The organism is Azospira sp. I13 (assembly GCF_003112695.1).
In the GTDB taxonomy this organism is placed as follows: domain Bacteria; phylum Pseudomonadota; class Gammaproteobacteria; order Burkholderiales; family Rhodocyclaceae; genus Azospira.
This window is the reverse complement of record NZ_BFBP01000002.1, coordinates 410,832-436,689: the sequence shown is the minus strand read 5'-3', so window position 1 is coordinate 436,689 and position 25,858 is coordinate 410,832. Positions and strand designations below refer to the sequence as shown.

Annotated in this window: 21 protein-coding genes; 13 read left to right on the top strand and 8 right to left on the bottom strand. The window is 62.6% G+C overall.

Going from position 1 to position 25,858, the window contains the following annotated elements:
- The 7 genes from AZSI13_RS17840 to paaI all read right to left on the bottom strand — a co-directional run.
- Positions 1-1,034, bottom strand: a 1,034-nt coding sequence (locus AZSI13_RS17840) for an MCP four helix bundle domain-containing protein (RefSeq protein ID WP_235609598.1), incomplete at its 3' end; no start/stop codon positions are given.
- Between the two features lie 107 nt (positions 1,035-1,141).
- A complete protein-coding gene (locus AZSI13_RS02065; protein ID WP_109039520.1) occupies positions 1,142-3,367 on the bottom strand; it encodes a chemotaxis protein CheA in 2,226 nt (741 codons plus the stop codon).
- A gap of 9 nt (positions 3,368-3,376) precedes the next feature.
- A complete protein-coding gene (locus tag AZSI13_RS02060) occupies positions 3,377-3,685 on the bottom strand; it encodes a lipid asymmetry maintenance protein MlaB (RefSeq protein WP_235609597.1) in 309 nt (102 codons plus the stop codon).
- Between the two features lie 11 nt (positions 3,686-3,696).
- On the bottom strand, positions 3,697-4,968 hold the full coding sequence (locus tag AZSI13_RS02055) for a methyl-accepting chemotaxis protein (RefSeq protein ID WP_109039519.1): 1,272 nt from the start codon (positions 4,966-4,968) through the stop codon (positions 3,697-3,699).
- Positions 4,969-4,972: 4 nt separating this feature from the next.
- The gene (locus AZSI13_RS02050) at positions 4,973-5,338 is read right to left on the bottom strand and encodes a response regulator (RefSeq protein ID WP_109039518.1); all 366 of its coding nucleotides are present in this window, start codon (positions 5,336-5,338) and stop codon (positions 4,973-4,975) included.
- A 195-nt stretch (positions 5,339-5,533) separates the two neighbouring features.
- Positions 5,534-6,838 (bottom strand): phenylacetate--CoA ligase PaaK, encoded by a 1,305-nt coding sequence (paaK, locus tag AZSI13_RS02045; protein WP_109039517.1) that lies wholly within the window; start codon positions 6,836-6,838, stop codon positions 5,534-5,536.
- Positions 6,839-6,914: 76 nt separating this feature from the next.
- Positions 6,915-7,370, bottom strand: a complete 456-nt coding sequence (gene paaI, locus AZSI13_RS02040) for a hydroxyphenylacetyl-CoA thioesterase PaaI (RefSeq protein ID WP_109039516.1) — start codon at positions 7,368-7,370, stop codon at positions 6,915-6,917.
- 80 nt (positions 7,371-7,450) lie between these two features.
- Here paaI and AZSI13_RS02035 point away from each other — a divergent pair, with 80 nt between their 5' ends.
- Complete coding sequence (locus tag AZSI13_RS02035; protein ID WP_109039515.1) at positions 7,451-8,824, top strand: MATE family efflux transporter; 1,374 nt, start codon at positions 7,451-7,453, stop codon at positions 8,822-8,824.
- 98 nt (positions 8,825-8,922) lie between these two features.
- Here AZSI13_RS02035 and paaK (AZSI13_RS02030) read toward each other — a convergent pair whose 3' ends face one another.
- On the bottom strand, positions 8,923-10,248 hold the full coding sequence (gene paaK / locus AZSI13_RS02030) for a phenylacetate--CoA ligase PaaK (RefSeq protein ID WP_201262276.1): 1,326 nt from the start codon (positions 10,246-10,248) through the stop codon (positions 8,923-8,925).
- A 235-nt stretch (positions 10,249-10,483) separates the two neighbouring features.
- Between paaK (AZSI13_RS02030) and AZSI13_RS02025 the strand changes: the two genes are divergently transcribed.
- From AZSI13_RS02025 to AZSI13_RS01970, 12 genes are all read left to right on the top strand, one after another.
- Entirely contained in the window at positions 10,484-11,035 is a 552-nt protein-coding gene (locus tag AZSI13_RS02025; protein WP_109039513.1) for a DUF2889 domain-containing protein, read from the top strand.
- A 51-nt stretch (positions 11,036-11,086) separates the two neighbouring features.
- Entirely contained in the window at positions 11,087-12,247 is a 1,161-nt protein-coding gene (gene sucC / locus AZSI13_RS02020) for an ADP-forming succinate--CoA ligase subunit beta (protein WP_109039512.1), read from the top strand.
- An 11-nt stretch (positions 12,248-12,258) separates the two neighbouring features.
- On the top strand, positions 12,259-13,155 hold the full coding sequence (gene sucD / locus AZSI13_RS02015) for a succinate--CoA ligase subunit alpha (protein ID WP_109039511.1): 897 nt from the start codon (positions 12,259-12,261) through the stop codon (positions 13,153-13,155).
- Positions 13,156-13,277: 122 nt separating this feature from the next.
- Positions 13,278-13,979 carry a TerC family protein gene (locus AZSI13_RS02010; RefSeq protein WP_109039510.1) on the top strand — a complete coding sequence of 234 codons (702 nt, stop codon included), beginning with the start codon at positions 13,278-13,280 and terminating at the stop codon, positions 13,977-13,979.
- 3 nt (positions 13,980-13,982) lie between these two features.
- Positions 13,983-14,954 carry an ornithine cyclodeaminase family protein gene (locus AZSI13_RS02005; protein WP_109039509.1) on the top strand — a complete coding sequence of 324 codons (972 nt, stop codon included), beginning with the start codon at positions 13,983-13,985 and terminating at the stop codon, positions 14,952-14,954.
- A 257-nt stretch (positions 14,955-15,211) separates the two neighbouring features.
- Complete coding sequence (locus AZSI13_RS02000) at positions 15,212-17,728, top strand: CHASE2 domain-containing serine/threonine-protein kinase (protein ID WP_109039508.1); 2,517 nt, start codon at positions 15,212-15,214, stop codon at positions 17,726-17,728.
- A gap of 14 nt (positions 17,729-17,742) precedes the next feature.
- Complete coding sequence (locus tag AZSI13_RS01995) at positions 17,743-18,570, top strand: Stp1/IreP family PP2C-type Ser/Thr phosphatase (protein WP_201262275.1); 828 nt, start codon at positions 17,743-17,745, stop codon at positions 18,568-18,570.
- A 23-nt stretch (positions 18,571-18,593) separates the two neighbouring features.
- Positions 18,594-19,325: an FHA domain-containing protein gene (locus tag AZSI13_RS01990; RefSeq protein WP_109039507.1), complete on the top strand. Its 732-nt coding sequence runs from the start codon at positions 18,594-18,596 to the stop codon at positions 19,323-19,325.
- Positions 19,326-19,366: 41 nt separating this feature from the next.
- Positions 19,367-21,595, top strand: coding sequence for a CHASE2 domain-containing protein (locus AZSI13_RS01985; protein WP_109039506.1), 2,229 nt, complete (start codon positions 19,367-19,369; stop codon positions 21,593-21,595).
- A gap of 14 nt (positions 21,596-21,609) precedes the next feature.
- Positions 21,610-22,383, top strand: a complete 774-nt coding sequence (locus tag AZSI13_RS01980; protein WP_109039505.1) for an MBL fold metallo-hydrolase — start codon at positions 21,610-21,612, stop codon at positions 22,381-22,383.
- Between the two features lie 7 nt (positions 22,384-22,390).
- Positions 22,391-23,479, top strand: coding sequence for a cyclic nucleotide-binding domain-containing protein (locus AZSI13_RS01975; protein ID WP_109039504.1), 1,089 nt, complete (start codon positions 22,391-22,393; stop codon positions 23,477-23,479).
- On the top strand, positions 23,479-25,854 hold the full coding sequence (locus tag AZSI13_RS01970) for a GspE/PulE family protein (RefSeq protein ID WP_109039503.1): 2,376 nt from the start codon (positions 23,479-23,481) through the stop codon (positions 25,852-25,854). Before AZSI13_RS01975 ends, AZSI13_RS01970 begins: the two co-directional genes overlap by 1 nt.
- Positions 25,855-25,858 lie beyond the last annotated feature (4 nt).

The window sequence follows — 25,858 nt, the reverse complement described above, 5'->3', positions numbered from 1 at the left end:
TTGCTCAGCAGGCCGGCGTCGGCCACCAGCTTGTTGACCGCTTCGATGCAGGTGTTGAGGTTGTTCTTGATGGTGTTGAAGTCGCCGTTGTAGGAGTCGGTGATCTTCGGCGGAATGTCGCCCTTGGAGATGCGATCGACGTAGTTGGCCGCCACATTGAGGGGGCCGATGACGGCATCCAGGGTCTCATTGACGCCTTCAACGATGGCACGGAAATCGCCTTGGTGCTGGGTGGCGTCGGCGCGGGTGGCCAGGCGGCCATCCACAGCCGCCTTGGACAGTTTGGCGGCATCGTCAATCATCGACTTGATCGCCTTCTGCATGGCCTGGATGGCGCGGCTCAACTCACCGGTTTCATCCTTGGCCTCGGCATTCTTGAGATCGAAACCGAAGTTGCCCTTGGCCATCTGGTTGGCGGCCTGGAGAACTTCGCCCAGCGGCCGGGTGATGCTGCGGGTGATGAGGAAGCCCAGCAGCACGGCCAGTGCGGTCGCCACCGCCGCCAGGGCAATGAGCAGGTTGCGGGTGGATTCGACAATCTCCTCGGTTTCCTTGCCGGTCTGGGTCATCAGGTCGGTCTGGAAGGAAATTAGCTCGTTGGCGCTGTCCAGATAGGTGCTCTGCAGACGACGAATGTCTGTCAGCAGGTAATTGGTCGCGTCGTCCCGCTTGCCGGACTTGAGCAGCTCCTGGAACTTGTCCTGGGCCGTGATGTAGGCCGTGCGGGCGGCCTTGAGCTTGGCCAGTTTTTCCTTGCCGGCTTCGGTGGTGATGGTCTTTTCCAGCTTGCCCACATTGTCCAGGATCACCGTGCGTGCTTCCTGGAGGCGATCCAGTTCCTTGCGGGCTTCTTCGTCAGTTTTGACGAGCAGGGAGTTCCGCATGGCCCGGGCCACGATATTGACCTGATCGATGATGTTGTTGGCCCAGACCGTTTTTGGGAAGCGGTCATTGACCAGGGTTTTGACCTCCCCTTCGATGACCGATGCGCGGTTGATGCCGAGAATCGCCACTACCAGCAGGAAAATGGCCATAACGGCATAGCCGATTCCCAGTCTGACGCCGATTTTTAGGTTTTGCATCGTGACTCCCTCCAGGATTACTTTTCTATGTTGGGTTTTACTTGGGGTAACACTTGGGTTCAGGTCCCGGCCCGCAAGGGCAGGGCATAGCCGGTTTCTTGTTCTTCGTGTTGTGCGGAGTACTTCACCAGGGCCTGCACGTCGAGAATCAGGGCCACATCACCACTACCGAGGATGGTGGAGCCGCCGATGCCGCGCAGGTGCTTGAAAAGATTGCCCAGGGGCTTGATGACGGTCTGGAATTCCCCCAGCAGGGTATCCACGACGATCCCCGCCTTTTGTCCGGCGCATTTGATGACCACCACGTTTTCCCGCTTTGGCGGTTCGCCTGGAATCTCGAACAGGTCCCGCAGGCGGATGAAGGGCAGCACCTCGCCCCGCAGGTTGAGGTAATTCCGGTCCCCGGTGCCGGCGGCATGGGCCTGCAATTCCAGGCATTCCACCACCATGTCCAGGGGCACCACGTAGGCTGCCGGACCGGCCCCTACCAGGAAGCCGTCGATAATGGCCAGGGTGAGGGGCAGGCGGATGGCAAAGCGGGTGCCCTGGCCTTCCACCGAACTCACTTCCACCCGGCCGCGCAGGCTCTGGATGTTGCGCTTGACCACGTCCATGCCGACTCCCCGGCCCGACAGGTTGGAGACCTGGTCGGCGGTGGAGAAGCCCGGCTCGAAAATGAGGTTGGCGATTTCCTGGTCGGAGAGGTACTGGCCGGCCTGCACCAATCCCTTGTCCACGGCCTTCTTGAGGATTTTTTCCCGGTTCAGGCCGCCGCCGTCGTCTGCCACTTCGATGACGATGCTGCCGGAATCGTGGTAGGCGTTAAGCTCCAAGCGGCCGCGGGGATTCTTGCCATTGGCGGCGCGTACTTCGCCGGGCTCGATGCCGTGGTCCATGGCGTTGCGTACGAGGTGCATCAGGGGGTCGCCGATCTTTTCCACCACCGACTTGTCCAGTTCGGTGTCGGCACCGGAGATGGCCAGCTCGATTTCTTTGCCCAGTTCCTTGGAAACGTCTCGTACCACGCGCTGGAAGCGGTTGAAGGTTTCGCCGATCTGCACCATGCGCAGCTGCAGGGCCGAATCGCGAATCTGCTCCACCAGCCGGCTGAGCAGGGAGGTGGCTTCGGTCAGCTCACCCTGGCCGGAGCGGCTGGCCAGCAGGTTGGCGCTGGCCCCGGCAATCACCAGTTCGCCCACCAGATCGATGAGGCGATCCAGCTTGTCGGCCTGGATGCGGATCAGTCGGGCTTCAGCGGCCTTCTTGTCGGAAACCTGCTTCTGCTTGATGACAGCCGCTTCCACCAGCTCGGGCTGGACAACGCGCTGCTCCACCAGAATCTCGCCCAGGTGGGGCGGCGGCGGGCTGAGGGTGTCTGCTTCACCGTCGCTGGCCAGGGAGCTTTGCTGGGCCTGCAGGCCTTCATCCAGCTCGCTGGGGGTGAGGGCGCCGATTTTGACCAGGATTTCGCCCAGCCGCATGATGTTTTCCGGCAGGGCTTGCAGCAGGGTGACGTAGTCGGTCAGCTTGCTGTGGGGCGGCAGGATGTGCAGGCTGCATTCATCCCGCACGAAATCGAAGACGCCTTCGATGGCGGCTTTGTCCACATCGCTCTTGAACTTGATCTCGAAGCCCAGGTAGCAGGATTCCGGATCCATCTGCTCCGCATCGGGCATGGCATCCGGGAGGGTTTCGATATTGACGATCTGCCCCAGGGTGGCCAGGTAGCGCAGGAAGGACAGGGGGTCCATGCCGTTGCGCAGCACGTTCTGGCCAAAACGCAGGGAAATGTGCCAGGAATCGGTTTCCACTTCGCCGCCCCCGCTGGCGTGAACCTGGTCCACCTTGATGACCGGTGGCCGGGAATCTTCCGCACCGGCACCGGACTTGGCCGGTTCGTCCAGCCAGTCCCGCTGCAGCCGGGAAAGCAGGGAATCGCCCTCGGCCTTCAGGTCCGCATCGGGTTCGGGGGCGCCGGCTTCGAGCACGGAGAGCAGGTTGCCAATGTGGTCGCCGCATCCCAGAAGGACGGCAACCAGGTCGCTGCTGACGCTGATTTCGCCATTACGCAGCTTGTCCAGGGCGTTCTCCACCACGTGGGTGAAGGAGACGATGAAGTTGCATTCGATGACGCCGGCGCCCCCTTTGATGGTGTGGGCGGGACGGAAGACGGTATTGATCAGGTCGGCATCACCGGGGGAGGTTTCCAGCTGCAGTAGGGCCTCCTCCATGGCGGCCAGCTGCTCGCGGCTTTCCGTGACAAAGACCGAAGTGAGTTCGTCCATGATGTCTCCTTAGGCCTGTTCGCGGGCGGGAATGACCAGGGGGTCGCCGAAGCCGGCCGCCATGTTGAAGAAGTCCAGGACTTCCCGGACGGCGGGGCTGTGGGCGACGATGCGGGCCTTCTTGTTCTGCTGGGCCGCTTCCCGCTTGGTCAGCAGCAGCAGCTGGAAGCCGGCGGTATCGATTTCAGCCACGTGGGAGAGGTCGATTTCCAGCTCCTGGCACTCCTGGAGGGCTTCCATGAAGTTGGCCTTCTGGGCCAGGGCGTTGTAGATCGTCATGTCTTCCAGAATGGCAATGCGGTGGGTTCCGGTAGTCACGGCTGTCCCCTTTAGAAGAGTTCCACCTGGGGCAGGTCCGGTTCGGCGGTGCGGCCGGACTGGTGCAGGGCCTGATGGTGGGTGGTGCGTTGTTGTTTCATGACGTAGCGGCTGTAGAGCTCATCCAGATGCTCGGACAGCGGCTGGTAGTGGAAGTCGGGGTTCTCCACCTGAATCAGGCGGTCGGCCAGGGTGGCGGCGTGGGTTTGCAGCCGTTGCAGGGCGTCGATGGTGGTTTCCAGCTGCTGCCGGGTGACATCCTGGAACTGCACGCTGGCCACCGCATCCATGAACATCTGGGCCAGTTCCTGGCTGCTGGCCTGAATGGTACCGATCACCGTGCTCTGGTGCTGCATCACCTGTTCGTAGCTTTCGCCCAGGGTGGTGAGCTGGCTGGCGAACTGTTGCAGGGCGGCCCGTTCCCGGTCCAGGTTGCTGTGGGAGAGCTTCTCCTGGAACTGCTGCTCGATGGTGGCGGCAACGCCGACGATGCCCTGGTTGATCTTGGTTACGGCGGTCTCGGTTTCTGCCGAGAGCTTGCGCACTTCGTCGGCCACCACGGCAAAGCCGCGGCCTGCCTCGCCGGCTCGGGCTGCCTCGATGGCGGCATTGAGGGCCAGCAGGTTGGTCTGGCTGGCGATGCCCTTGATCAGCTGGGTCAGGGATTCGAGGGAGTGGGCTTCGTCCACCACCTGGGCAATGCGTGCCTGGTCGGTCTGGGCTTCCTGGATGCGGTTCTCGATGTATTGGCCCATTTCGACGATGAGCTTCTGGTTGTTGGCGATCCGGGTTTCGGACTCGTTCACCATCTGGCTCGATTCGCTGGAACTCTGGCTGACGAAATCGTTGAGGCGGGTGACTACGCCATCCACCGCCTGCAAACGCTCGGTGATCTGGTAGGCCGCCTGTTCGGTTTCCTGAATGATGCTGTGCAACTGGCCGCAGAGTACCTCGTTGTAGGCCGGAACGCCGGCCAGTTCCTTGGAAACTTCTTCCGCCACCGTCTGGTAGTTGTCGTTGGTGCTGGAGAAGGCCTCCTGGTTGCGGGCCAGGCCGAACATCATGTCCCGGTAGAAGGCGATGGACACCAGCCGCTGGGCCAGGTAGGCCACGACGACGATGATCACGGTTCCCACGGCGTCGCCGAAGGGCTGGGCGATATCGAAGGAGGCGAGGAACTCGTTATGGAACCAGTCGTGCAGGAAGAAGACCGTCAGGCCGGCCCCAAGCGCAACGATGGCGAAGACGAGGGTGGCTCGCCGCAGCAGTTGTCCGAAATCCATGGGATTAGCGCAGTACCAGTTTGATGGTGTTGAGCAGCTGATCGGCCGTAGCCGGCTTGACGATCCAGCCGGAGGCCCCTGCGGCCTTGGCTTCGGTCCGTTTTTCCTGCTGGGATTCGGTGGTCAGGAAGAGAATCGGCATGAATTTGTAGCTGGGCAGCTTGCGCACTTCCCGGATGAACTGGATGCCGTTCATGCCCGGCATGTTCAGATCGGTAATCAGCAGGTCGACTTTGACGCCAGCCTGGAATTTCTTCATCCCTTCTTCGGCATTCCCTGCCTTTTCAACGGCGTAGCCGGCTTTTGCGAGAATGTTGGAAATGGAGAGCAGGATAGTGGCGGAATCGTCCACCAGAAAAATGGTTTTCATGAAAGGCTGTTCCTCTGTTTTGGACTTTGTTTTGAATGATGGCGGATGGGTCGGGGGGCGGTCAATTCTTTCTATCGGCCAACCCCTTAATCCCCCATAAACGGCCAATAAATGCCAAATTTTTGGCAAAAAAGCCAGAAGTTTCCCTTTTTTTACGGGGAACTTCTGGCCTCAAGGGGCGTTCTCCCCAAATTGTCAGAGCGGGCGCTTGTCGATGACGCGCTTGGCCTTGCCGACCGAGCGTTCGATGCCGCCCACCTCAATGATGCGCACCTGGGTGGAAATGCCGATGTAGGACTTGATGTGGTGCTGCAGCTCATGGGCCACGTATTCCTTTTCCGCGGCCGTTGTGATGGCAAACTCTGGCTTTAGTTCCACATTCACCGTCATGGTATCCAGGTGGCCGTCCCGCGCCACTTCCAGCAGATAGTGGCCCGACAGCTTGGGCTGCTTGAGGATCAGCTCCTCGATCTGGCTGGGGAAGACGTTCACGCCGCGGATGATCAGCATGTCATCGGAGCGGCCGGTGATCTTGCCGATGCGGCGGAAACTGCGGGAAGTGGGGGCCAGCAGCCGGGTCAGGTCCCGGGTGCGGTAGCGGATCACCGGCAGGGCCTCCTTGGAAAGGGAGGTGAACACCAGTTCGCCCTGGCTGCCTTCGGGCAGCACTTCGCCGGTGCTGGGGTCGATGATTTCGGGGTAGAAGTGGTCTTCCCAGATCACCGGACCGTCCTTGGATTCGATGCACTCGTTGGCGACGCCCGGGCCCATGACTTCGGAGAGGCCGTAGATATCCACTGCGTCGATGCCCAGCAGGTTTTCGATTTCCTGGCGCATGCCGTCGGTCCACGGCTCGGCGCCGTGGATGCCGATCTTCAGGGAGGTGCCGCGGGGATCCAGGCCCTGACGCTTGAATTCATCGGCGATATTGAGCATGTAGGACGGCGTGCACATGATGATGCGCGGGGTGAAGTCGGTGATCAGCTGCACCTGCTTCTCGGTCTGCCCGCCGGACATGGGAATGACCGTGCAGCCCAGGGCCTCGGCTCCGTAGTGGGCGCCCAGGCCGCCGGTGAACAGGCCGTAGCCGTAGGCCACGTGGATGATGTCGCCGGGGCGGCCGCCTGCCGCGTAGATGGAGCGGGCCATCAGTTGGGCCCAGGTGGCGATGTCCTGCTGGGTGTAGCCCACCACGGTGGGTTTGCCGGTGGTGCCGCTGGAGGCGTGTACCCGCACCACCTGTTCCCGGGGCACGGCGAACATCTTGAAGGGGTAGTTGTCCCGCAGGTCCTGCTTGGTGGTGAAGGGAAATTTCTTCAGATCGTCGAGGCTGTTGAAGTCCTCGGGGCGGACACCGTGGGCGTCGAATTTGGCCCGGTAGTGGGGCACATTGTCGTATGCATGCTTCAGTGACCAGCGCAGACGCTCCACCTGGAGTGCGGTGATTTCGTCGCGGCTGGCGTTTTCGATGGCGTTGAGGCCGATCTTTGCTGCCGTCATTTTTTTATATTCCTTGTCATGGCCCCCTCCTCCCTACGGCTGGGGCAAGCCTCGCATTTTCCTGGATTTTTCCCCCTCACTCAATGCGTTCGGCAAGCTCCGGGCGTATAACGCTGCCCTGAATGCGGCAGGAGCGACCGCGGCAGAGGGCGATCAGCCGTTCCTCCTGGTTGCGCACTTCCATGTCATAGACCCCGAGGCGCCCGGCCTGGGCGCTTTCCCGGGCGGTGGCCGTGAGCATGTCGCCGGGGTGGGCCGGGGCGAGAAAGTCGATGTCGGCGCCGGCGGCCACGGTGCTGTGGTTGGCGCTGTTGCAGGCGTAGGCGAAGGCCATGTCGGCCAGGGTGAAAATTACCCCGCCGTGGCAGGTGCCGTGGGCATTGACCATGTCCGGGCGCACCGTCATACGTACCTGGGCGAAGCCCGGGGCGATCCGTTCCAGGATGATGCCGAGGGCTTGGCCGGCCCGGTCACCGGCGGCAATGGTCTGGCCGACAGCCTCGGCCATCGTTTGGGGAGTCAAGGCAGGCATGGGTTGGGGGACTCCGGAAAGGAAAGGTGAGGGGCGTCCTGACAATGGTGGGGGAGCATACCCGATATACTGCGCGGTCCATGTCGACACCCTCCGCACCTCTCTCATCGCCCGGTCTGGGCAGGGAAATCCGCCTCATTGCCGGCCAGGCCTGGCCCATTCTCGTCGCCCAGCTGGCCTCCATGGGCCTGATGCTGATCGACACGGCCCTGCTGGGCCATTTTGGCGCCGAGGATCTGGCCGCCGTGGCCATCGGCGGCGGTATCTATATTGCGGTGATCATGGGCTGTGCCGGCATTCTCCAGGCGGTGGCCCCGGTGGTGGCCCATCTGCAGGGCGCCGGGCGGCCGGCGGCAATCGCCCCGGCCCTGCAGCAGGCCTTCTGGGTGGCCCTGGCGCTGGCTTTGCCGGCCTGTCTGTTGTTGCTGTTTCCCGGCCCCATCCTGGCGCTGACCACCATGACGCCGGTGGTGGAGGCGAAAACCCGGGCCTATCTGGGCCTGCTGGCCTGGGGGCTGCCCCTGGTGCTGCTCTATCGCACCTTCTACGCCTTCGTGAATGCCCTGGGCCACTCCCGGCCCCTGATGCTGATTAGCCTGGTCACCACCTCCCTGCATCTGCCTTTGTCCTGGGCGCTGATCTACGGCCATCTCGGGGGCGAGCCCCTGGGGGTGGTGGGCACCGGGCTGTCCACCGTGGCCATCGTCGTGGTGGGCTTTCTCGGTGGTGTGCTGTATCTCGTGAATTCCCGGGCCCTGCGGCCCCTTGGCCTGTTCAGTCGCCTGCATCCGCCCCGCTGGGCTTTGCTGCGGGAGCAGCTGCATCTGGGGCTGCCCATGGGCTTTTCCAATCTGGTGGAAATCAGCGCCTTCACCCTCATTGCCCTGTTCATTGCCCGCCAGGGGGCGGAGGTGGTGGCCGGCCACCGCATCGTCGCCAGCCTGGCGGCCCTGCTGTACATGCTGCCCCTGGCCGTGGCCATCGCTACCCTGGCCCGGGTGGGGCGGGGCGCCGGTGCCCGGGATTGGGCAGCCGCCCGCCGGGCGGCGGGGGCGGGCATGGTGCTGGCTGCGGTGCTTTCCCTGGTGCTGGGCGGGCTCCTGTGGCTGACGGCGGAGCCGCTGGTGGCGGCCTATACCCGCGATGCCCGGGTGGCGGCGGTGGCCCTGGGGCTGATCGGTTATCTGGCGGCGTACCAATTGTTCGATGCCATTCAGACCCTGGCGGGCTTTTCCCTGCGGGGCTGCAAGGTGACTTTTTTGCCGATGCTGATCCATACCGTCAGCTTCTGGGGCGTCGGCCTCGGCGGTGGCTGGTGGCTGGCCTATGGCCCGCCGGCCATGGGCGTGGCGGGCTATTGGGCTGCGTCCACCGCCAGCCTGGTGCTGGCGGCGGTGTTGCTGGGCGGTTTGCTGTGGCGGGTACTGGCCGCCACCCGGCTGGAGAAGCAATAGGGGCGCGGACATGCCTGGAGATTGGCGTCCTGCGTGCCTCTCCGAGGTGGTGCGAGGAAGAATGGCGTCCCTATTGCCTTCCAGGGCAGTCTTTTGCGTCAGGTGCCGGAACGGGGGCGTTTATCCACCACCCGCTTGGCCTTGCCGCCTTCACCCCGGTCGATGCTGCCCACCGCTTCCACCCGTACCCGGGTAGAAATACCGATGTAGGACTTGATGTGGTGCTGCAGCTCCCGGGCGGCCATTTCCGAGACGTGGATGCCGGCGTTGGCGTGCTCGGGCTTCAGTTCGACGTGGATATCCAGCTTGTCCAGATGCCCTTCCCGCCACACTTCCAGCTGGTAGTGGGGCGAGAGCTGGGGCTGCTTCAGCACGAATTCCTCGATCTGGCTGGGGAAGACGTTGACGCCGCGGATGATCAGCATGTCGTCGGAACGGCCAGTGATCTTGCCGATGCGGCGGAAGCTGCGGGCCGTGGGCGGCAGCAGGGTGGTGAGGTCCCGGGTGCGGTAGCGCACCACCGGCATGCCTTCCTTGGTCAGGGAGGTGAATACCAGTTCGCCGTGGGCGCCGTCGGGTAGCACTTCGCCGCTGACGGGGTCGATGATTTCCGGGTAGAAGTGGTCTTCCCAGATGGTGGGGCCGTCCCGGGATTCGATACATTCGCTGGCCACGCCGGGGCCCATGACTTCAGAGAGGCCGTAGAGGTCCATGGCGGTGATGCCGAAGCGCCGCTCGATCTCCGCCCGCATGCTTTCGCCCCAGGGCTCGGCGCCGAAGAGGCCGATGCGCAGGCTGGAGCCGGCCAGGTTGAAGCCCTGGCGCTCGCATTCATCCGCGAGGTTGAGGGCGTAGGAGGGGGTGACCACCATCACCGTGGGCTTGAAATCGGCGATCAACTGCACCTGACGCTCGGTCTGGCCGCCGGAGACGGGCACCGCCGTGGCCCCCAGGCGCTCGACGCCATAATGGACGCCCAAGCCGCCGGTGAACAGGCCGTAACCGTGGGCCACATGGACGATATCTTCCGGCCCGGCGCCGGCGGCGCGCAGGGCCCGGGCCATGATGTCGGCCCAGCGGTCGATGTCGCCGGCGGTGTAGCCCACCACCGTGGGCTTGCCGGTGGTGCCGCTGGAGGCGTGGACCCGCACGATGTCCCGCATGGGCACGGCGAAAAGGCCGTAGGGATAGTTGTCCCGCAGGTCCTGCTTGCCGGTGAAGGGGAATTTGGCCAGGTCCGCCAGGGTCTTCAGGTCGTCCGGATGAACGCCGTGGGCCTCGAATTTGGCCCGGGTATGGGGTACCCGTTCATAGGCGTGGCGCAGGGTCTGTTGCAGGCGCTTGAGCTGCAGGGCGGCAATTTCATCCCGGCTGGCGCGGGCAATGCGTTCACCCTCCAGGGCGGCGGCAGGCTCCCGGTTCATGATTCTCTCCCTTGGTGTTTGTCGTTGTAATAATGCTCGGGGGATTGTGGGGGAGGGCGTAGCGGGGAGGCTTAATCTGGATCAAATGCGGGCCGGCGGCGGGCCTGGATTTGCACTCATAATTATGAATGCAAAACATCGAAGAGCCCTTTTTTCTTGTGTTAATATTGGCGGACTAACAATAAGATAGCGCTCCGCTGCTGTAATCCGTTTCTTAAAAGAATCCGGCCTCCCCATGCCACTTTCCCCCGCCCCCGTTGCCCGGCAACGCTTGCATGTCCGCAGCATCCAGCTTAGCGGCTTCAAGCGGGAGGATGGTTTGTGGGACGTGGAGGCGCGTCTCACCGACGTCAAGGACCAGGACTATCCGCTCTCTTCCGGGCTGCGCCCGGCCGGCGAGCCGGTGCACGACATGTGGATCCGGGTCACCATCGACCGGGATTTCAACATTCATGATGCCGAGGCCAAGACCGACGGTATGCCCTACGTGGGCCATTGTGACCAGATCAATACGGACTATCAGCGGCTGAAAGGCTTGAACCTGTTTCACGGCTTCCGCAGGGCGGTCAAGGAGCGTTTTGACGGTGTCAAAGGTTGCTCCCATCTGACCGAGCTGGTCATGGTGCTGCCGACGGCGGCGATCCAGACCTTTGCCAGTGAAATGAAAGATAACGAGGACCATGGCCCCAAGCCTTATCAGCTTGACCGCTGCCATGCCCTCGAATCCACTTCGGAAGTGGTCCAGCGCTATTACCCGCGCTGGTACCGCGGCCAGAAAATGGGGTAGGGGAGACACTCCTGCCTTTTGCTCGCAACTTCAACCAAGCAAGGAAAGCGCATGAAAATTCATGAATATCAGGGTAAGGAGATCCTGAGAAAGTTCGGCGTGACGACGCCGCGCGGCAAGCCTGCCTTCTCCGTCGACGAAGCTGTCAAGGTCGCCGAGGAACTGGGCGGCAAGGTGTGGGTCGTCAAGGCCCAGATTCACGCTGGTGGCCGCGGCAAGGGCGGCGGCGTGAAGGTCGCCAAGTCCCTGGATGAAGTGCGCCAATACGCCTCCCAGATCCTGGGCATGCAGCTCAAGACCCACCAGACCGGCCCCGAAGGCCAGAAGGTCAATCGCCTGCTGATTGAAGAAGGCGCCGACATCAAGAAGGAATACTACCTGGCCGTGCTGACCGACCGCGCGACCCAGAAGGTGGCTGTCATGGCTTCCTCCGAAGGTGGTATGGACATCGAAGAAGTGGCCCACGCCACTCCCGAGAAGATCCTCAAGGAATTCGTGGATCCCCTGGTTGGCATCACCGACCAGCAGACCCTGACTCTGGCCCAAGGCATCGGCGTTCCTGCCGACTCCGTGGCCAAGGCCCAGGCCGAGATCAAGAAGCTGTATCAGTGCTACATGGAAACCGATGCTTCCCTGGCGGAAATCAACCCGCTGATCCTGGAAGGCAACGGCAACATCAAGGCCCTGGACGCCAAGTTCAACTTCGACTCCAACGCCCTCTTCCGTCACCCCGAAATCGTCGAATACCGCGATCTGGATGAAGAAGACGCCGACGAAATCGAAGCCTCCAAGTTCGACCTGGCCTACATCTCCCTGGACGGCAACATCGGCTGTCTGGTGAACGGTGCCGGCCTGGCCATGGCCACCATGGACACCATCAAGCTGTTCGGCGCCGAGCCGGCCAACTTCCTGGACGTGGGCGGCGGTGCCACCACCGAGAAGGTCACCGAAGCTTTCAAGATCATGCTCAAGAACCCCAAGGTAAAGGGCATTCTGGTCAACATCTTCGGCGGCATCATGAAGTGCGACACCATCGCTACCGGCGTGGTGACCGCGGCCAAGGAAGTGAACCTGTCCGTGCCGCTGGTGGTCCGCATGAAGGGCACCAACGAAGACCTGGGCAAGCAGATCCTGAAGGATTCCGGTCTGCCGATCATTTCCGCCGATACCATGGCCGAAGCGGCCCAGAAGATCGTCGACGCGGTCAAGTAAGGAGTTATTGAATGTCCATCCTGATCAACAAAGACACCAAGGTCATCACCCAGGGCATCACCGGCAAGACCGGCCAGTTCCACACTGAAAAGTGCCAGGAATACGCCAACGGCAAGAACTGCTTCGTGGCTGGCGTGAACCCCAAGAAGGCTGGCGAAAAGATTTTCGACATCCCCATCTACGCCACCGTCAAGGAAGCTGCCCAGGATACCGGTGCCACCGTGTCCGTGATCTATGTGCCGCCCGCCGGCGCCGCTGCCGCGATCTGGGAAGCCGTTGAAGCCGACCTGGACCTGGCCATCTGCATCACCGAAGGCATTCCCGTGCGGGACATGCTGGAAGTGCGCAACAAGATGAAGGAAAAGGAAGCCAAGGGCGGCAAGAAGACCCTGCTGCTGGGCCCCAACTGCCCTGGCCTGATCACCCCCGATGAAATCAAGATCGGCATCATGCCCGGTCACATCCATCGCAAGGGTCGTATCGGCGTGGTTTCCCGCTCCGGTACCCTGACCTACGAAGCTGTTGCCCAGCTGACCGAAATCGGTCTGGGCCAGTCTTCCGCCGTCGGTATCGGTGGTGACCCCATCAACGGTCTGAAGCACATCGACGTCATGCGCATGTTCAATGACGATCCCGACACCGACGCCGTCATCATGATCGGCGAAATCGGCGGTCCCGATGAAGCCGAAGCTGCCCAGTGGTGCAAGGCCAACATGAAGAAGCCCATCGTCGGCTTCATCGCCGGTGTTACCGCTCCTCCCGGAAAGCGCATGGGCCATGCTGGCGCCCTGATTTCCGGCGGTGCCGATACCGCTGATGCCAAGCTCGCCATCATGGAAGAGTGTGGCTTTACCGTGACTCGCAACCCGTCCGAAATGGGTCGGCTGCTCAAGGGCCTGCTGAAGTAATTCAGCCGGGTACCTACAAAAAGGCGGGCTGCGGCCCGCCTTTTTCTTTTTTCTTCCCTCTTTCCCGGCGCTGCCGGCGGCTTCCTTGGGAAGCGCCTGGCAGGGCTGTACAATCCGCCCCCATGGCTCTCGAACTTACCTCCCCCGCATTCTGGCTGGCCGTTTTCCAGATCATCGCCATCGACGTGGTGCTTTCCGGCGACAACGCCGTGGTGATCGCCCTGGCCTGTCGCAACCTGCCTCCTGCCCAACGCAAGAAGGGCATTTTCTGGGGCGTCGCCGGCGCTGTCAGCCTGCGCGTTGCCCTGACCGCTTTTGCCGCCCTGGTGATGAATCTCCCCTGGCTGAAGCTGGTGGGCGGCCTGCTGCTGCTGTGGATTGGTGTCAAGCTGCTGTTGCCCGAGGAGGATGACGGCCACGACATCAACGCAGCCGACCACCTCTGGGGGGCGGTAAAGACCATCATCGTCGCCGACTTCGTCATGAGTCTGGACAACGTCATCGGTGTCGCCGGTGCGGCCCAGGGCAGCATGTTCCTGTTGCTCTTCGGCCTGGCCGTAAGCATTCCCCTCATCGTCTGGTCCAGCCAGCTGATCCTCAAACTGATGGAGCGCTGGCCTGTCGTAGTGACCCTCGGCGCGGCCCTGCTTGGTTTTGTCGCCGGGGAAATGATCGTTTCCGACCCCGGTCTGGCGGCCTTCGTCGCCGATGCTCCGGCCTGGCTGCCCAAGGCGGTTGGCCTGACCGGCGCTGTGCTGGTGGTGGCCATTGGCAAGGTACTGGAAGCCCGCCACCCGGCACCCGCCGACATTACCGTGGAGTAACGCATGGCCCTCTATCTCAGCGAAGACGACGTCAAAGCCGTATTGACGATGCCCCTGGCCCTGGAGGCGGTGACAGCCGCCCATCAGGAATTGTCCCGGGAAGGCGCTCAGGCGGCCCAAGACACGCCCCGGGCCCGTACCCGCCTGCCCCAGACGGCCCTGCACCTGCTACAGGGCGGGCTGCCGGGGTTGGGCATCCTGGGCTACAAGGCCTATACCAGCAACCGCAGCGGCAACCGTTTCAATGTTTTTCTTTTCGACGCCGCCAGCGGTGTTCTGCAGGCCGTGGTGTCGGCCGACTTTCTCGGCATGATGCGTACCGGTGCGGCTTCCGGCGTCGCCGCCAAGTGGCTGGCCCGGCCGGAATCCGAAGTGGCCGGCGTCTTCGGCACCGGCTGGCAGGCCCGGGGACACGTGGAGGCCATCTGCACGGCCCTGCCGCTGCGTCGCGTCCAGGTCTATGGCCGCAAGCGGGACAAGCTCGAGACTTTCTGCGCCGAGATGGGCGCACGTCTGCCTGGCGTAGAGATAGTCGCCGCAGAGACTCCTGAAACTACCGTACGGGGTGCCGATGTTATCGGTACTGTGACCACAGCAGCCCAGCCCGTATTCGAGGCAGACTGGCTGACCCCGGGTGTGCACATCAATGCCGCCGGCTCCAACGCCATCATCCGTCAGGAACTCTCCGAGGCCACGGTGCGTCGCTGCGACCTGGTGGTGGTGGATACCGTGGAAACAGCGCTGAAAGAGGCGGGGGATCTGCTGCCGCTGCTGGAAAAGGGCCGCCTTTCCGCCCGCCAGCTGGTGGAGCTGGGGGATGTGATGCTTGGGCGTCGCCCCGGACGCACCGGGCCGGAGCAGATTACCCTTTTTGAATCCCAGGGCCTGGCGGTCCAGGATCTGGCCCTGGCGGCCCGGGTGGTGGCCCTGGCTCAGGCGCGCGGGTTGGGTCAGGAGTTGCCGTTCGGCGCCTGAAAAGTGCCTTTGGCACCCGTGGCCAGCCGTGAGCGTGAAAAATGCCGCGTCCATAGGTCTCCGGGTGCCGCAGAATCCCATTTGACTGAGTTAATGCAGCACTGTAAGAATACGAAATACGCTGCTGATTAATGGACTTGCACAGACTTGTAGCCCCTCTCGCGGGATGGCAGGTTCGTGGATAGCCGGCCCCGGGGGGGATTTCCGGCGCGCCATAAAGACAAAAACTAATCAATTTGGCATTGGAGGCCTGCGCCATGCGCAACGCCGGATTCTGGAAAACCGACTGGTTCCTCGGCCTGGTACTGACGCTGGTGCTGCTGCTGGCAGGCAACGGGGACCTGCTGCAAAGCCTGGAGCGCAAGGCCTACGACATGGGTGTGACGGCCTCCAGTCGTCATCCTTCCGACCGGGTGGCGGTCATCGCCATCGACGATCAGAGCATCGCCAACATCGGCCGCTGGCCTTGGCCGCGGGATGTACATGGCAAGATCACCGACCTGCTGGCCGGCGCCAAGGCCAAGGTGATCGGTAATACCGTCTTCTTCTCCGAGCCCCAGATCGACCCGGGCTATGCCTACATCAGCAAGCTGCTGGAAATGTCCCGTCACGGCGGCTTGTCCCAGGAGGCTGCCGGGCTGGTGGAAGAGGCGGAGGTGGCCCTGAACACCGACCGCAAACTGGCCGAGAGCTACGGTGCCGCCCATAACGTGCTGCTCCCCATGCTGTTCCAGCTGGGCGACCCCCGCGGCCGGCCGGACCAGCCCCTGCCCGAGTTCGCCACCCGCAACCAGCTCACCCGCGTTGCTTCCCGAGGCGGTTTTGCCTTGCCGACGGCGGCGGTGCAACTGCCGGTCGCCGGTATCGGCGAGAAGGCCGCTGCCATCGGCCATCTCAATGCCAACGTGGATGTGGACGGCGGCATCCGTAGCGAACCACTGGTGCTTGGCTACTACGACCAGTTCTATCCCTCCCTTTCGCTCATGCTGGCGGCCCGCAGCCTTAATCTGACGCCGGCGGACATCCAGGTGGTGTTGGGAGAATCGGTGCAACTGGGCAAGCTGCGCATTCCCACCGACCCGGCCACCCAGATGCTGACCTTCTTCTATAAGGACGGCGAGGGCAAGCCGGCCTTCCCGGTGGATTCCTTCTACGACGTGCTGTCCGGCAAGATTCCCGCCAGCAAGTACCAGGACAAGATCGTCCTCATCGGTGCCACGGCGGCCGGTGTCGGGACCAGCCAGGTGACGCCGGTGTCACCGGCTATGCCGCCGGTGCTGACCCTGGCCCATTCCGTCTCCAGCATCCTGCAGGAGCATTTCTTCATTGCGCCGGCCTGGGGCTTCTGGGCCGAGAAGGGGGGGTTCCTGTTGGTGGCCCTTTACCTGATGCTGCTCCTTCCCCGCCTGTCTGCCGGTGTGGCAGCCCTGGCCACGGCCGTGCTGCTGGCCGTGCTGGTCGGCGCCCACTTCGGCCTGATGGTAGGGGCCGGGTTGTGGCTGCAGTTGATGGGGGCGGCGGTGCTGCTCCTGGTGGGGCACCTGTTGCTGACCACCAAGCGCTTCCTGGTGACCGAGCGGGGCAAGCAGAAATCCGATCTGGAGTCGGCCGAGTCTAACCGCATGCTGGGCCTGGCCTTCCAGGGGCAAGGCCAGCTGGACATGGCCTTCGACAAGCTGCGCAAATGCCCCCTTGATGACCAGTTGATGGAAAACCTCTACAACCTGGCCCTGGATTTCGAGCGCAAGCGCCAGTTCAACAAGGCGGAAGCAGTCTTCCGCTACATGGCGGACTACAACCCCAAGTTCCGGGATCTGGAACAGCGCCTCTCCCGGGCCAAGGCCATGTCGGAGACGGTGATGCTGGGGGGTAGCAATGGGCGCGGCAATGCCAGCACCCTGATCCTTGAAGGCGGCCAGGTGGAAAAACCGATGCTCGGCCGTTACCAGGTGGAAAAGGAGCTGGGCAAGGGCGCCATGGGGGTGGTCTATCAAGGGCGCGACCCGAAGATCAACCGGGTGGTCGCCATCAAGACCATGGCCCTCTCCCAGGAATTCGAGCCGGATGAACTGGCCGATGTGAAGGAGCGCTTCTTCCGGGAAGCGGAAACGGCCGGCCGCCTCAACCACCCGAATATCGTCACCATGTACGACGCCGGCGAAGAGCACGACCTCGCCTACATCGCCATGGAATTCCTCAAGGGCAAGGATCTGGTGCCCTACACCAAGCCGGATCATCTGCTGCCCCTGCCCCAGGCCGTGAGCATCGTGGCCCGTGTGGCGGAGGCACTGGACTACGCACACAAGAATCACGTGGTGCACCGGGATATCAAGCCGGCCAACGTCATGTACGAACCCGAGTCCGACCAGGTCAAGGTCACCGACTTTGGCATTGCCCGCATTACCGATTCTTCCCGTACCAAGACTGGCATGGTGCTTGGCACGCCTTCCTACATGTCGCCGGAACAACTGGCGGGCAAGAAGATTGACGGCCGTTCCGACCTTTTCTCCCTGGGCGTTACCCTGTACCAGCTGTGCTCCGGCAAGCTGCCGTTCCAGGGCGACTCCATGGCCCAGCTCATGTTCAAGATTGCCAACGAAGCCCAGCCCGACGTCCGCGAAGTGAATCCAGAAGTCCCGGTGGGAGTGGCTGAAGTCATCAATAAAGCCCTGGTGAAGGACGCCGATCAGCGTTACCAGACCGGGGCAGAAATGGCCCACGACCTGCGCGCCGCCCTTAGGGCCGGTGGTGGCGACGTGGATGTGACGCTCTGAGGGGGAGATACCGAGTGCATAAGAGCCTGAGCGACGTTCTGGAAATCGTCGTCAAGACCGACCCGGGCATGGTGCGGGGACACAACGAGGATGCAGTTTTCGCCAACCCCCACCTGGGCCTGGCCATCCTGGCCGACGGCATGGGCGGCTACAACGCCGGAGAAGTCGCCAGCGGCATGGCGACCACCCTGTTGTCTGCCGATATCGAGGAAGGGCTGGCGCTGAAAGGCGCCTGGGAGCTGGAGCCGGATGGCGAGCCCTACGCCAACGTGCTGTTGCGGGAGCGTATCGCCACCGCCAATTCCTCCATCTTCCATGCCGCCCAAAGCCAGCCCCAGTATTCCGGCATGGGCACGACCCTGGTGCTGGGGCTGTTCGCCGACGATCTGCTGACTGTTGCCCATATCGGCGATTCCCGACTCTACCGCCTGCGGGAGGGGGAATTCGTTCAGGTTACCCGTGATCACTCCCTGCTGCAGGAACAGATTGATAGCGGCATGTTGACGCCGGAGCAGGCCCGGCAGTCGATGAACAAGAACCTGGTGACCCGGGCCCTGGGGGTGGACCCCGAGGTGACGCCGGAGATCCGTTCCTACCCGGTGCAGGCCGGCGACCTCTTCCTTTTCTGTTCAGACGGCCTCAACGACATGGTCGAGGACGAGGAAATCGGCATGACCCTGCAAATGCTCTCCGCCAATCTGGAGCTGGCGGCAAACCAGCTCATCCAGATGGCCAACGACAACGGCGGCCGCGACAACGTGTCCGTCATCCTGGTCAAGGTAAAGCGCGAGTTCCCGGCCCCGAAGGGCTGGTGGTCCCGCTTCCTGGCCTGGCTGAAATAGAAATCTCGCGAAGGAATTGCATCATGGCAAAGCTGATCCTCTCCATGGACGGACTGGTCCTCAAGGAAATCCCGCTCACCAAGGAGCGGATGACCATCGGCCGCAAGCCCCACAACGACATCCAGATCGACAACCTGGCCATCAGCGGGGAACACGCAGCCCTGGTAACCATCCTCAATGACTCCTTCCTGGAAGACTTGAACAGCACCAACGGCACCCTGGTTAATGGCCAGCCCATCAAGAAGCACTTCCTGCAGAACGGCGATGTCATCGAGCTGGGCAAGTACAAGCTCAAGTACATCGGCGAGCTGCCTGCCGCCAAGGATGGTGCCGCCGATTTCGAGAAGACCATGGTGCTGCGCCCCGGTGCCATGCGCCCGCCGGAGCTGGCTGCCGCTCCCGATGTGCCGGCTGCGGCTCAGTCGTTTGGTGATACCCACGCCAACATGGTGGCAACGCCTGTGTCGCCTGCACCGGCTGCTGCCGCACCGATTCTTGGGGCCATTCAGATTCTTAGCGGCGCCAACGCCGGCAAGGAGCTGGAGTTGGTGAAAACCCTCACCACCCTGGGCAAGCCCGGTGTGCAGGTCGCGGTGATCACCCGTCGTCCCCATGGCTATTTCATCACCCATGTGGAAGGGGGGCAGTTCCCTGTCGTCAATGGCAAGACCCTGGATGCCCAGGCCCATCCCCTGGGGGACCATGACGTGATTGAAATCGCCGGGGTGAAGATGGAGTTCTTCCTCAAGAACTGACCCTCCGGGGCCTCAGTGACTGGCTTTATTCCGGGGGCGATTTGAAAAAACATCTTGTCAGGATTGCCCTCGGTCTGGGGCTGGTGCTGTTCATCCTGGGCCATGGGGCCCGCTTTTATCAGGTGGGACTGCTCTCCCACCTGGATGCCATCGTTTTCGATACCCGGCTGCGTCTGACCCAGCCCGGTGGTCAGGACGAGCGGATCGTCATCGTCGATATCGACGAAAAGAGCCTCTCCGAAGTCGGTCGCTGGCCCTGGGGGCGGGACAAGGTGGCCCGCCTGGTGGAGCAGCTGACCGACCATTACGGCGTCAAGTTGATCGGTTTCGACATCGTTTTCGCCGAGCCGGACGAGAGTTCCGGCCTCAAGGTGCTGGAGCGTATCGCCACCCGGGAATTGCGCGGTGACAGCGGTTTTCAGAATTCCCTGCAGTCCCTGCGCGGCTCCCTGGATTACGACCAGCGCTTTGCCGACACGCTGAAGGGGCGGCCTACCGTTCTCGGTTTCTACGTCTCCAATGTAGCCGGCGCCGAAACCATTGGCGCCTTGCCGCCGCCAGTGCTGCCGGCGGGCACCTTCAAAGGCAAGGACATCGCCTTCACCTCCTGGAGCGGTTATGGCGGCAACCTCAAGGCCTTCCAGGAAGCAGCAGCGGGGGGCGGTCATTTCAACCCCCTGGTGGATTTCGACGGTATTTCACGGCGTGTTCCCATGCTGGTGGAGCACGGTGGGCAATATTACGAATCCCTCTCCCTGGCCATGGTGCGACAGCTCCTGGCGGCCCCCAGCATCACCCCTGGCTATCCGGAGGACAGTCTGCTGTCCAGTCGCAGCTATACCGGCCTGGAGTGGCTGGACCTGGCAACCTCTCGCGGCATCCTGCGCATTCCGGTGGATGAAAATGTTGCCAGCCTGATTCCCTATCGCGGTGGTCAGGGGAGTTTTCCCTATCTCTCGGCGGCGGCTGTTCTGAATGGGCGGTTGCCCGTGGAGGCCCTGCGGGGCAAGATCGTTCTTGTTGGCACCACGGCCCCCGGCCTGCTCGACTTGCGGGCAACGCCCGTGGGCGCCGCCTATCCCGGGGTGGAAATCCATGCCAACCTGATTGCCGGTATGCTGGATGGTCAGCTCAAGCAGAAGCCCCCTTACGTGCTGGGGGCCGATGTGCTGCAGATCCTGCTGGCCGGCCTATTGTTGACCCTGCTGCTGCCGGTACTCTCTCCCTTGCGCGCTACCCTGCTGACGGCCGGAGTGCTGGCCTCCCTGGTCGGCCTCAACCTGGGCCTGTGGCAAGCCGGGCTGGCCATGCCTTTGGCGGGCGTGCTGCTGCTGGCGCTGGCCTTGTACGCCCTGAACATGTCCTGGGGCTATTTCGTCGAATCCCAGAGCAAGCGCCAGCTGACCGAGCTGTTCGGCCAGTATGTGCCGCCGGAGCTGGTGGACGAGATGGCGCGGGACCCGGAGCGCTACAGCATGGAGGGGCGGAACGAGGAACTGACCGTCCTCTTTTCCGACATCCGCGGCTTCACCACCATTTCCGAAGGCCTGGACCCGAAGGACCTAGCCCACCTCATCAACGAGTATCTGGGGGCGATGACGGCGGTGATCCGCCGGCATCGCGGCACCCTGGACAAGTACATCGGCGATGCCATCATGGCCTTCTGGGGCGCACCGGTGGCCGATCCCGAGCATGCCCGGCATGCCTTGCAGGCAGCCCTGGAAATGCAGGTGGAATTGCGTCGGTTGGATGCGCCTTTCGCCGCCAAAGGCTGGCCGCCCCTGCAGATCGGCATCGGCATCAACACCGGCATCATGACGGTGGGCGACATGGGCTCTCCCTTGCGCCAGGCCTATACAGTCATGGGGGATGCGGTTAACCTGGGTTCCCGGCTGGAAGGCATCACCAAGCAGTACGGTGTCGGCATCATCGTCGGCGAATCCACCCGCGGGGCGGTCAAGGATGCGGTTTTCCGCGAACTGGACCGGGTCCGGGTCAAGGGCAAGGACGAACCGGTGGCCATCTATGAACCCTTGGGCTTCAGCGGTGCCGTAACCAAGGAGACCCTGGATGCCCTGAAACTCTGGCACCAGGTGCTGCGTCTCTACCGGGCCCAGGACTGGGATCAGGCGGAGCTGCAGTTGATGAATCTCACCCGTCTGGCCCCGGAAGCCAAGCTCTACAAACTCTACGCCGAGCGCATCAACCATTTGCGCCAGCACCCGCCCGGTGAGGGCTGGGACGGCGTGACCACATTCGAAACCAAATAAGCGGCCGACAAATCATGAAAATCAGGGTTCTCGGTTGTAGCGGCGGTATCGGCGGCAGGCATCTGCGCACGACTTCCATTCTGGTGGACCACGACGTGCTGATCGATGCGGGCACCGGCGTGGCGGATCTCTCCCTGGCGGAACTGGGGGCGATCGATCATGTCTTCATCACCCATTCCCATCTCGACCACATTACCTGTCTGCCCCTCCTCATCGATACGGTGATGGACATGCGGGGCGGCCGGCCGGTGACGGTGCATGCCACCGATGCCACCCTTTCGATCCTCAAGACCCATATCTTCAATTGGTCGGTGTGGCCGGATTTCAGTCAGATTCCCAGCCCGGAGGCTCCCAGCCTGCGCTTCAAGACCCTGCGCCTGGGGCAGAAAATTGCCCTGGATGGCGGCCGCAGCATCACCGCCCTGCCAGCCGAGCACACCGTGCCGGCCGTGGGCTACCACCTGGATTCGGGGCGGACCAGCCTGGTGTTCACCGGCGACACCACCGTCAACGATGCGTTCTGGCCCAAGGTCAACAAGATCGCCAACCTGCGCTACCTCATCATTGAGACCGCTTTTTCCAACCGGGAGCGGCAACTGGCTATCGCCTCCAAGCACCTTTGTCCCAGCATGCTGGCCGAGGAGCTTGCCAAGCTGGCCCGCCCGGCGGATATCTTCATTACCCACCTGAAGCCCGGGCAGATCGAACTGACCATGCAGGAAATCGAGGAGTGCGTTGGCGACTTCAAACCCCGCATGTTGCAGAACAACCAGGTCTTCGAGTTGTGAGGCGGTCATGGGCAAGCTGAATGCCGAACTGTTGAGCCGCCTTTCTCCCCTGGAGAACCTGTCTGCAGAGCGCCTGGCCGAGTTGGCCAATTGCTGCCGCAGTGAGCGGGTGGCTCGGGGCGGTGACCCCCTGCGCCTGCACTCCAGTGCCGATCAGGCCATCTATCTGCTGCAGGGCGAACTGCAACTGCGTTATGGCGACGGTAGCAGTACCGTGCTGGTGGGCGGCACCGAAGCCGCGGCTTGGCCCCTGGCACGGCGGGAGCCCCTGCCGGTGGAGGTGGTGGCCATTACCGATGTGGACCTGGTTTATATCGACGATCAGCTCCTCGATATCCTGCTCACCTGGGACCAGCTGGCGGCGAATGCGACTGCCCTTCCGGTGGCTGGTACCGCCAAGGTGGATACAGAGGCCACCGACTGGCGCCTGATGTCCGGCGCCTTCAATGTCCAAGTACTGACCGCCAGCGCCCTGGCCCAATTGCCGCCGGCCCATATCGATGTGCTGTTGCAACGTTTTGCCCGCCAGCGGGTAGCGGCCGGCGAGGTGGTCATCCGCGAGGGGGATGCCGGTGATGCCTATTACCTGATCGAATCCGGCTGCGCCATTGTTACTCGGCGGGTGGCCGGCAGCGACATGCCCCTGGCCGAACTGCGCCCAGGAGATGCCTTCGGGGAGGAGGCGCTGGTGGCCAATGCGCGCCGCAATGCCTCGGTGACCATGAAGACCGCTGGGGTACTGTTGAAGCTGGGGCAGGCGGATTTCGACGCCCTGCTGCGGGCCCCCCTGCTCAAGGGCTTGCCCCTGGCGGAAGCCCGGCAGCGTATCGACGGTGGCGAGGCGGTCTGGCTGGATGTTCGCTACCCCGCCGAATTCCGCTACGACGGTTTGGCCGGGGCCCTCAACATTCCGGTCAATGAGATTCGCAACGCCTTCGGCGTGCTGGACCTCCAGCGCAAATACATTGTCTATTGCCAAAGCGGCCGGCGTAGCTCGGCTGCCGCATTTCTGCTGACCCAGCACGGCTATCAGGCCTGGTGGCTGGAAGGGGGGCTCTGGGGCTCCCAACTGCCGCAAACTAAGGATCAAGAATGATGACTGCCGCAACTGTTGGCGCCCATAGCGATAGTGCTTCCCAAGGGGATGTGGATAGCCGCCTGCTCTTTTTCAAAAATCTGCAGGCGGTCACCAACAAGATTCACGCCACCAGCAACATTGACGAGATCATGCTGGAGCTGTCCCAGGACATCTGCAACCTGTTCAACGCCGACCGCCTGACCATCTATGCCGTCAGCGAAGACAAGACCAGCATCGTCTCCAAGGTGAAGACTGGCCTCAATTCCTTTCGCGACCTGAAGCTGCCCATCGCCGAGCAGAGCGTGGCCGGCTACGTGGCGATGACGCGAAAGATGGCCAACATCTGCGACGTCTACGACGATGTGGAGCTGAAGGCCTATTCGCCGAAGATGAACTTCCTCCAGGAAGTGGACAAGCGCACCGGCTATCGCACCAAGCAAATGCTGGTGGTGCCGATCATCGACGCCCAGAGCGAACTGCTCGGCGTCGTGCAGATCATCAACAACAAGGCGGATGCGCCGTTCTCCTCCGTGGCCGAGGAGGGCGCCCACGGCCTGGCCCAGACCCTGGCCATTGCCTTTACCCAACGGCAGAAGCCGGTGCAGGGCGCGGTGCGCTCCAAATACGACTGCCTGGTGACCGATGCCGTGATTTCCGGTGCCGAGTTCGACCTGGCCCAGCGTTCGGCCCGGCGCAAGAGCCTGGATCTGGAAGAAGTCCTGGTGAAGGAATTCCAGGTCAAGCCGGCTGCCATCGGCCAAGCCCTGGCCAAGTTCTTCGGCGATCCCTACGAGCCCTTCAAGGCTGAGCGGGTCAAGCCCATCGACCTGCTGCGCAACCTGAAGCGGGACTATCTGGAATCCCAGCAATGGGTACCGGCTGAGGACACCAAGGAAGGGCTGGTCATCGTCGCCACCGACCCGGAGCGGGTGCGCAATTCCCGGGTGGTGAACAACATCTTCCCGAAGAGCAAGGTGGTCTACCGGGTGACCACCAACCGGGAATTCTCCCAGCTGCTGGATCAGTTCTACGGCGCTCTGGCCGATGTGGCCTCTGTTGGCGACCTCCTGTCCGACCTCGGCGAAGGGGAGGATGATGCCGGCGACATCATGTCGGACGATGTTTCCGCTGCCGCCGAGAACGAGCTGGTCAAGCTGGTGAACAAGATCATCATCGAGGCTTTCCAGCAGGGGGCCTCCGATATCCACATCGAGCCCCGTCCCGGCAAGGAAAAGACCCTGATCCGCTTCCGCAAGGACGGCTCCTTGGTCCCCTATATCGAGATTCCGGCCTCCTACCGCAATGCCCTGGTCGCCCGCCTGAAAATCATGTGCGATCTGGATATCTCGGAAAAGCGCAAACCCCAGGACGGCAAGATCAAGTTCAAGAAATTCGGCCCCCTGGATATCGAACTCCGGGTAGCCACCATCCCCACCGCCGGGGGCATGGAAGACGTGGTGATGCGTATACTGGCAGCCGGCGAGCCCATCCCCCTGGACAACCTGGGCCTGACGCCCCATAACCTGACGACGCTGAAGAGCATCATCAGCAAGCCCTATGGCCTGTTCTTTGTCTGCGGCCCCACCGGTTCCGGCAAGACCACCACCCTGCATTCCATCCTCAACTACATCAATACCCCGGACACCAAGATCTGGACGGCGGAAGATCCGGTGGAAATCACCCAGAGAGGGCTGCGCCAAGTTCAGGTGAACAAGAAGGCCGGGCTGGATTTCGCCACGGTGATGCGCTCGTTCCTGCGGGCTGACCCGGATGTGATCATGGTGGGGGAAATGCGCGATGCCGAAACCACGGGCATCGGTATCGAGGCCTCTCTCACCGGCCACCTGGTATTTGCCACCCTGCACACCAACAGCGCCCCGGAATCCATCATCCGCCTGCTGGATATGGGCATGGATCCTTTCAACTTTGCCGATGCCCTGCTCGGCATCCTGGCCCAGCGCCTGGCCAAGCGGCTGTGCAAGGACTGCAAGGAGGCGTATCAGCCGACCCCTGACGAAATCAAGCGCCTGCTGACGGAGTACAGCACCGAGCTGACCAATACGGAACGCTGGAAGCAGGACCCTCAGGGTTCCTTTGAGGCCATCTACAAGGATTGGGTGAGCCGCTATTCCAAGGACGGGAAATTCACCCTCTACCGGCCCAAGGGCTGTGCGACCTGCAACGATACCGGCTATAAAGGACGGGTGGGTCTGCATGAACTGATGGCAGGCACCGACGGTGCCAAGAAGCTGATCCAGGAACATGCGCGGGTTGCCGAACTGGTGGCCTGCGCCCTCAATGACGGTATGCGGACCCTGAAGATGGACGGTGTGGAAAAGGTCCTGCAGGGCATTACCGACATGAAGCAGGTGCACGCCGTCTGTATCAAATAGGAGA

Coding starts and splice junctions, on each gene's coding strand:
- AZSI13_RS02065 (WP_109039520.1), bottom strand. CDS start 3,367: ATGGACGAACTCACTTCGGTCTTTGTCACGGAAAGCCGCGAGCAGCTG.
- sucD (WP_109039511.1), top strand. CDS start 12,259: ATGTCCATCCTGATCAACAAAGACACCAAGGTCATCACCCAGGGCATC.
- AZSI13_RS01975 (WP_109039504.1), top strand. CDS start 22,391: ATGGGCAAGCTGAATGCCGAACTGTTGAGCCGCCTTTCTCCCCTGGAG.
- AZSI13_RS02050 (WP_109039518.1), bottom strand. CDS start 5,338: ATGAAAACCATTTTTCTGGTGGACGATTCCGCCACTATCCTGCTCTCC.
- AZSI13_RS02035 (WP_109039515.1), top strand. CDS start 7,451: ATGTCGACACCCTCCGCACCTCTCTCATCGCCCGGTCTGGGCAGGGAA.
- AZSI13_RS02010 (WP_109039510.1), top strand. CDS start 13,278: ATGGCTCTCGAACTTACCTCCCCCGCATTCTGGCTGGCCGTTTTCCAG.
- AZSI13_RS01980 (WP_109039505.1), top strand. CDS start 21,610: ATGAAAATCAGGGTTCTCGGTTGTAGCGGCGGTATCGGCGGCAGGCAT.
- paaI (WP_109039516.1), bottom strand. CDS start 7,370: ATGCCTGCCTTGACTCCCCAAACGATGGCCGAGGCTGTCGGCCAGACC.
- paaK (WP_201262276.1), bottom strand. CDS start 10,248: ATGAACCGGGAGCCTGCCGCCGCCCTGGAGGGTGAACGCATTGCCCGC.
- AZSI13_RS02000 (WP_109039508.1), top strand. CDS start 15,212: ATGCGCAACGCCGGATTCTGGAAAACCGACTGGTTCCTCGGCCTGGTA.
- paaK (WP_109039517.1), bottom strand. CDS start 6,838: ATGACGGCAGCAAAGATCGGCCTCAACGCCATCGAAAACGCCAGCCGC.
- AZSI13_RS02055 (WP_109039519.1), bottom strand. CDS start 4,968: ATGGATTTCGGACAACTGCTGCGGCGAGCCACCCTCGTCTTCGCCATC.
- AZSI13_RS01990 (WP_109039507.1), top strand. CDS start 18,594: ATGGCAAAGCTGATCCTCTCCATGGACGGACTGGTCCTCAAGGAAATC.
- AZSI13_RS02005 (WP_109039509.1), top strand. CDS start 13,983: ATGGCCCTCTATCTCAGCGAAGACGACGTCAAAGCCGTATTGACGATG.
- AZSI13_RS02025 (WP_109039513.1), top strand. CDS start 10,484: ATGCCACTTTCCCCCGCCCCCGTTGCCCGGCAACGCTTGCATGTCCGC.
- AZSI13_RS01970 (WP_109039503.1), top strand. CDS start 23,479: ATGACTGCCGCAACTGTTGGCGCCCATAGCGATAGTGCTTCCCAAGGG.
- sucC (WP_109039512.1), top strand. CDS start 11,087: ATGAAAATTCATGAATATCAGGGTAAGGAGATCCTGAGAAAGTTCGGC.